Origin of the sequence: Streptomyces sp. NPDC006296 (assembly GCF_040613235.1) — a bacterium.
Lineage (GTDB): Bacteria > Actinomycetota > Actinomycetes > Streptomycetales > Streptomycetaceae > Streptomyces.
Genome location: NZ_JBEXRT010000063.1, coordinates 22,895 through 28,894 on the forward strand (window position 1 = coordinate 22,895; position 6,000 = coordinate 28,894).

The window sequence follows — 6,000 nt, forward strand, 5'->3', positions numbered from 1 at the left end:
CCCGGCGCGCCCCGCACCACCCGGCGGGACCCCCGCACTCCCCTCACGAGACCCCCGCAGGCACCCGCGCCCCCACCCGGGTCCGGGTCACGACCAACTGCCCCTCCTGCGGGTACGCGTGCCAGGTGCGCCAGCGCACCTGACCCTCCGTCCGCTGCGCGAGCATCGCGGTGAAGGCGTACGGGCTGCCGGGGAACGTCCCCGCCAGTCCGTGCGGATGATCGGCCACGAGCGCGAGCAATTCCTGCGCGCGGCCCGCGAACGAGCCCTCGGACAGCGTCTCGACGCGCGCCGCGAACTCGTAGTCCCAGTCGCCCACGCTCTCGGCGACCCCCAGCGGCAGCGGTGTGCTGCTGCCCGGCAGGCAGGCGACGGTCTCGGAGCAGGTGCGGCGCTCCTCCTCCAGCAGCACCTGGTGAGAGGCGCCGAGCAGCCGCAACTGAACCCTGGCGTGGCCCAGTTCGAGGTCCAGTACGGCGAGGGCGGGCAACGGCTCCCGCCCGAGCGTCCATGCCAGGTCAGCGGCTCGGGTGTCGGAATAGGCGGTATGGAGGGTCGTGAGCATCGATCGGCTCCGCAAGCACACAGGGACACAGGGACAGGAGACTGGAGACACTCCCGCGCGGCACCACGTGGGGGAGTGGGAGCCCGATCCGGCCCAACTGGGATCCGGGGGCTGAATGTTCTCTACATCGATGCAATCACGAAGTACGTCGCGCTCACAGCGTTTTTACCCAACTTGCCGTGGTTTCCATCCCTCAGGGGGCAGGACGGTTCATCTGTTCCCTCGCACCCAACAAAAAGGTGCCCGGCGGGAGTTAGACCCCACCGGGCACCTCAGGCACATCCGCCCCGCTCCCCCGCACCGCGGGGGCGGACCGTCTCAGTTGCCGCCGCCACCGCCGCAACCCCCGCCTCCTCCGCCGCAACTGCTGCCGCCCCCGCAGCCGTTGCCGCCGCCGCAGGAGTGGCCGTGCGAGTGCCCGCCGGAGTCACCGCCGCTGTCGCCGGCCCACCAGCTGCCCCCGCCGCCGTCCGCGGAGCCGCGGCCACGGCGTCCCGCCGGCCCTGACCGCCGGGCCGACAGCTTCTTCCGGCCACGCGAACGATGCGCGACCATCCCCACCACCACGGTCACCAGAATCACGATGAAGACGAACAACCCCATCGACCTCACATTCCTGTGTCCCCCGAAGCGAGGTCCCCCGCTTCTCGACTGCCGATGGGATTCCCGTGCCCCGCGGGAGCCAAAGCAGACTTGAGCAACTCCAGAGCTTCGGCGCAGGATGGCGCCCATGACACACGGACGACCGCTGCTCAACCGCCGCCTCACCGAGTTCGGCACGACGATCTTCGCGGAGATGACGGCGCTGGCCGTGCGGACCGAGTCGATCAATCTCGGCCAGGGCTTCCCCGACACCGACGGGCCCGAGGAGATCCGCGAGGCCGCGGTCCGCGCCCTGCGCGACGGTCACGGCAACCAGTACCCACCGGGCCCCGGTGTCCCCGAGCTGCGCTCCGCGATCGCGGAGCACCAGCGTCGGCACTACGGGCTGGAGTACGACCCCGACGCCGAGGTCCTGGTCACCACCGGCGCCACCGAGGCGGTCGCCGCCTCGCTGCTGGCCCTCCTGGAGCCCGGCGACGAGGTCATCGCCCTGGAGCCGTACTACGACTCGTACGCCGCCGGCATCGCCCTGGCCGGCGGCACCCGCGTCCCCGTCACGCTCCGGCCCCACGAGGGCGCCTACCGGCTCGACCTCGACGAGCTGCGCGCCGCCGTGACGCCCCGCACCCGGCTGATCCTGCTCAACACCCCGCACAACCCGACCGGCACCGTCCTGACCCGCGACGAACTGGCGGCCGTCGCCGCACTCGCCTGCGAGCGGGACCTCCTGGTCGTCACCGACGAGGTGTACGAACACCTCGTCTTCGAGGGCGAGCACATCCCCCTGGCGTCCTTCCCCGGCATGCGGGACCGGACCGTCACCGTCAGCAGCGCCGGCAAGACGTTCTCCCTCACCGGCTGGAAGATCGGCTGGGTCACGGCGAGCCCGGAGCTGGTCGCCGCGGTCCGCTCGGCCAAGCAGTTCCTGACGTACGTCTCCGGCGGCCCCTTCCAGTACGCCGTCGCCGAGGCCCTGCGGCTGCCCGACCGTTACTTCGAGGGCCTGCGCACGGACCTGCGCGCCAAGCGCGACCTGCTGAGCGCGGGCCTCGCCGAGGCCGGCTTCGAGGTCTACGCGCCGGCCGGGACGTACTTCCTCACCACCGACATCCGCCCGCTCGGCGAGACGGACGGCTTCGCCTTCTGCCGGGCACTCCCGGAACGCTGCGGGGTCGTCGCCGTCCCGAACGCGGTGTTCTACGACCACCGCGAACAGGGCGCGCCCTTCGTGCGCTTCGCGTTCTGCAAGCGGAAGGCCGTGCTGGAGGAGGCGGTGGACCGCCTCAAGCGGTTGGCCGGCTGACAGGGGGCGCGAAAAGAGCGCCGCCGGTTCGCTCCGGGGTGCGGGACCTGATCAAGCCCCGCTCCCGAAGCGACCACAGTTCACTCGGTGTCTTTGGGATGTCGCGGGGAGGCGTACACGAGGATCACGGTGGAAGTCTCCGCGCTGACCAGGTAGCGCACTCGACCACCGCTGGTGACCTCGTACTCCCACTGGTCCAGGTCGGAACCCTTCCACGCTTTGGTGGCGTGCCTGCCGCGCAACTGATGCTGGCGATTCCAGTTGGACCGGGTCAGGGGGTCGCTCCGGAGAGCGTCCAGGCAGCGATGCGCGCTCGGCAGGGCCACGCGACACAGTTCCTCCCAGCCCGTCACCGCCTCTGTGGTCCCGAAGACGACGTTCCACCCGTTGAGGGGCGGAACGCTCACTCGGTCTCCCTTCTTCGGGCTCACCCACCCACCTCGACCTGACCGAGGTCATCACCATCGAGCGGACGCAGCGATTCCCTGAGCTGCCCGGGATCGGCATTGATGCGTGCCGTGGCGCGCCAGGAGACGATCGCGCGGTGCACAGCCTCCCCCGCCCCCAGTTCGGCCGCGTCCGACAGCGCTTCAAGAAGCTCGACGGTGAAAGCCCGCACCTCTTCCGCGTCCAGGTGTCGCGCCCAGGGGAACACCTCGGGCAGTGCGAGGAGGAGCGCCCTGGCGCCGTCGTCCTGCTTCATCAGTGCAAGGAAAAGCCGCGAGGCGGTGGTCAGGTTCTCTTCCGCGCCTTCCGCGCGTACAGCCGTGGTCAGCATCATGTCCGGCGCGTCCCGATGGGTGACCCGAAGCCGTCCCAGGGCAGCAGCTCTGGCGGCAACACCTTTGGGATTGCGGGAGAGATCGGTGAAGGAGACGGATTCCGTTTCTGCTTCCAGAGGCACGCTAGGCATAATCAGAGACTACTCAGATCACGATCTGATTTCAAGGGGGACCGTCCGGCCTTCGACGCGCACTTCTTCACCTTCTGCAAGCGGAAGGCCGTGCTGGAGGAGGCGGTGGACCGCCTCAAGCGGTTGGCCGGCTGACGGGGCACCCGGACGAACCGGCGGGCGGCCCCGCACAGCACGACGGAGGCCCGGGACGCGGGGCGCCGGCCGTCCGGCCGTGCCCCGTTCCCGGGCCTCCGTGGTGGTTCAGCGGCGGATCAGGCCTCCGGGCCCTGCTCCGCGGCGCCGTCGCCGGCCTCGTCCTCGGCCTGCTTGGCGGCGGGCTCCAGGCCCAGGCGCTCCACGAGCCACTTGTCGAACTCGATCGAGGCCCGCACCCAGCTGACCGTCGAGGAGACGAAGTGCTCCAGGCTGACACCGGTACCGATGAGCATCTGCGCCTCACCGACCAGGCGCACGGAGCCCGCGACGCCCTCCTCGCCCTCGTGGGCGTGGGTGTAGACCTTGGGCCACAGGGTGCGGCGGTTCCAGTCGTCGATCGCGTCGAGCAGGACGGGACGCTGGTCCAGGGCGTGCGGGCGGTCGTAGAAGGTCCGGACCGAGAAGACCTGCTGCTCCTCCTCGCCGCGGAACATGAAGTACGTCCGGAACTCTTCCCACGGCGCGGCGAGGTCGCCCTCGTCGTCGACGACGAACTTCAGTTCCATCTGTTCGAGAAGCTGCTTGACGAGGTCCTGGTCGGGGACCACGGGGCCCTCGGGTCCTGTCGCCTGCGGTTCGGGCTGGCCCCCGAAGTTGGGGATCGAGGACGGGTCGATAGACATCGCTGGGCACTCCTGTGGATCGCACGTGGTTTCCTGGCTCCGACCCTAGCCGCGATCGCGGCCGGTGGTCCTACGCGCTCAGGGGAATCGTCCCCGCGCTCGTTCCCCGGGCCCGCGACCAGGAAACCGCGACGAGGACCGCGCAGAGCGTTCCCACCAGTCCGGCCCCCGCGATCGTCTGCGTCGAGGATCCGGAGAGCTCCGCCGCGAGGCCGCCCGAGGCGACACCGATCCCCTGCACGGCGGTCAGCCCGGACCTGGCCAGCCCGAGTGCCTGACCGCGCTGGTCGGCCGGGGTGAGCAGGACGAAGGTCGCCCCCGCGGTGATCTGGTACGCGGAGCAGACGCCCGACACCAGCAGCACCAGCAGGGCGACCGCCACACCGGGGCCGGCCCAGTAGACGACCAGCGGGAGGTTCGCGCCCACCGCGAGCGGGCCGAGCAGCCGGCGGCGGCGCTCGACGTCGAACCCCGGCCGCCCCAGGAGCGCCGCACCCAGGACCATGCCCGCGGGATGGGCGGCGAGCAGGAGGCCCACCGACGCGGCGCCCCCTCCGGCCTCCTCGGCGAAGGGGGCCGCGAGGCCCTCCGGCAGCACGATGAAGCCCGCCAGCCAGCCGAGCGCCACCAGCGACCGCAGCCGGGGGTCCGACCAGATCAGCGCGGCGGCCCTGCCCACCTGGGTGTGCATCCGCTTCGGCGCCGCGTCCGCGACGGCGTCCACCGACCGCGCCCTGACACCCAGCCGGATCAGCACGGCGGAGACCACGAACGTCAACGCGTTGAGCCCCAGCGCGAGATGGCTGCCCAGCCAGACGACGAGGACCCCGCCCGCGGCGAATCCGACCAGCTGTCCGGCCTGGTGGGTGACCACCATGACCCGCTGCCCGCGCTCGTACAGGCGCTCGCCCAGGACGGCCGGCAGCAGGGCGCCCTGCGACGCCCCGAAGGGCGCCTCGGCGAGCTGTGCCAGCACCAGCAGGCCGGCCAGCAGCGGCAGAGGCGTACCGGGCAGGGCCATCAGCCCGACCAGGACGGCGCGCACCAGGTCGCAGCCGACCATGACCGTGCGCCGGGGGAACCGGTCGGCGAGGCCGGAGAGCAGCACCCCGGACAGCAGGGCGGGCAGGCTCGTCAGCGCGTAGGTCGCCGCGGTCCAGCCGGCCGAGTCGGTACGTTCGAACACCAGCAGGGACAGCGCCACACGCGCCAGCTGGTCGCCCAGAACCGACTGGGCATATGCAGCCCACAGCGTTCGAAATTCGCTCAGGCGAATGAGGCCGGCACTTCCGTCGCCTTTCGGCTCCGCACCCGCCTCACCGGGTATCCGCTCGGTCATGCGCGTACCCTACCGTTCTCCCCATTCGGCGCAGCCGTGGTGACCGGGAGAGAAAAGGGCCCGGAGTGTCCCGATATCGCGCGGGAATTCCTTTCACCCGCGACGCGCTCTCCGCGGACCGGATTCGGACGACGCTCCGGATACCGATGACGCTCCGGATACGGATGGCACTTCGGGGTACGGACGGCACTTCGAGCCGGGCCGATCCGCATAACGGGCCGGCGGACTTCGGTGCATCCACCATTCGGCCATGGACCGGAAACTCCGGCCCGAATGCGCGGACGGCGCGGACGGCCCGCAGGCCCACGCGCGCCGGCTGCGCGCCGCGTGCACACACCCGCCCGGCCCCGGCCGGACGCGGGCGGCGGGCGGGCGGGGCGGGGGGGCGGCGGGCGGGGGTGGTGCGGGGCCCGGGGGGCGGGGTGCGGGCCCGGGGCGTGGGCCGGGGGGGCCCCC

Annotated in this window: 7 protein-coding genes; 1 reads left to right on the forward strand and 6 read right to left on the reverse strand. The window is 71.7% G+C overall.

What is annotated here, in order from left to right; genetic code table 11:
* Nucleotides 1-43: 43 nt before the first annotated feature.
* A complete protein-coding gene (locus ABZ172_RS28640; protein WP_356888016.1) occupies nt 44-565 on the reverse strand; it encodes a DUF2617 family protein in 522 nt (173 codons plus the stop codon).
* A gap of 318 nt (nt 566-883) precedes the next feature.
* Nucleotides 884-1,168 (reverse strand): hypothetical protein, encoded by a 285-nt coding sequence (locus tag ABZ172_RS28645; protein ID WP_356888018.1) that lies wholly within the window; start codon nt 1,166-1,168, stop codon nt 884-886.
* Between the two features lie 127 nt (nt 1,169-1,295).
* Between ABZ172_RS28645 and ABZ172_RS28650 the strand changes: the two genes are divergently transcribed.
* On the forward strand, nt 1,296-2,471 hold the full coding sequence (locus tag ABZ172_RS28650; protein ID WP_356888020.1) for a pyridoxal phosphate-dependent aminotransferase: 1,176 nt from the start codon (nt 1,296-1,298) through the stop codon (nt 2,469-2,471).
* Nucleotides 2,472-2,551: 80 nt separating this feature from the next.
* Here the strand turns inward: ABZ172_RS28650 and ABZ172_RS28655 are convergent, their stop codons facing one another.
* From ABZ172_RS28655 to ABZ172_RS28670, 4 genes are all read right to left on the reverse strand, one after another.
* On the reverse strand, nt 2,552-2,902 hold the full coding sequence (locus ABZ172_RS28655; RefSeq protein ID WP_356888022.1) for a hypothetical protein: 351 nt from the start codon (nt 2,900-2,902) through the stop codon (nt 2,552-2,554).
* Nucleotides 2,899-3,375 carry a prevent-host-death family protein gene (locus tag ABZ172_RS28660; RefSeq protein ID WP_356888024.1) on the reverse strand — a complete coding sequence of 159 codons (477 nt, stop codon included), beginning with the start codon at nt 3,373-3,375 and terminating at the stop codon, nt 2,899-2,901. Before ABZ172_RS28660 ends, ABZ172_RS28655 begins: the two co-directional genes overlap by 4 nt.
* Before the next feature lie 263 nt (nt 3,376-3,638).
* Nucleotides 3,639-4,205: a YbjN domain-containing protein gene (locus ABZ172_RS28665; RefSeq protein WP_356888026.1), complete on the reverse strand. Its 567-nt coding sequence runs from the start codon at nt 4,203-4,205 to the stop codon at nt 3,639-3,641.
* A gap of 70 nt (nt 4,206-4,275) precedes the next feature.
* Nucleotides 4,276-5,544: an MFS transporter gene (locus ABZ172_RS28670; protein WP_356888027.1), complete on the reverse strand. Its 1,269-nt coding sequence runs from the start codon at nt 5,542-5,544 to the stop codon at nt 4,276-4,278.
* Nucleotides 5,545-6,000 lie beyond the last annotated feature (456 nt).

What these genes read in the sequence shown, in the direction of transcription:
- ABZ172_RS28650 (WP_356888020.1), top strand. Translation starts at nt 1,296, where the DNA reads ATGACACACGGACGACCGCTGCTCAACCGCCGCCTCACCGAGTTCGGC.
- ABZ172_RS28645 (WP_356888018.1), bottom strand. Translation starts at nt 1,168, where the DNA reads ATGGGGTTGTTCGTCTTCATCGTGATTCTGGTGACCGTGGTGGTGGGG.
- ABZ172_RS28665 (WP_356888026.1), bottom strand. Translation starts at nt 4,205, where the DNA reads ATGTCTATCGACCCGTCCTCGATCCCCAACTTCGGGGGCCAGCCCGAA.
- ABZ172_RS28670 (WP_356888027.1), bottom strand. Translation starts at nt 5,544, where the DNA reads ATGACCGAGCGGATACCCGGTGAGGCGGGTGCGGAGCCGAAAGGCGAC.
- ABZ172_RS28640 (WP_356888016.1), bottom strand. Translation starts at nt 565, where the DNA reads ATGCTCACGACCCTCCATACCGCCTATTCCGACACCCGAGCCGCTGAC.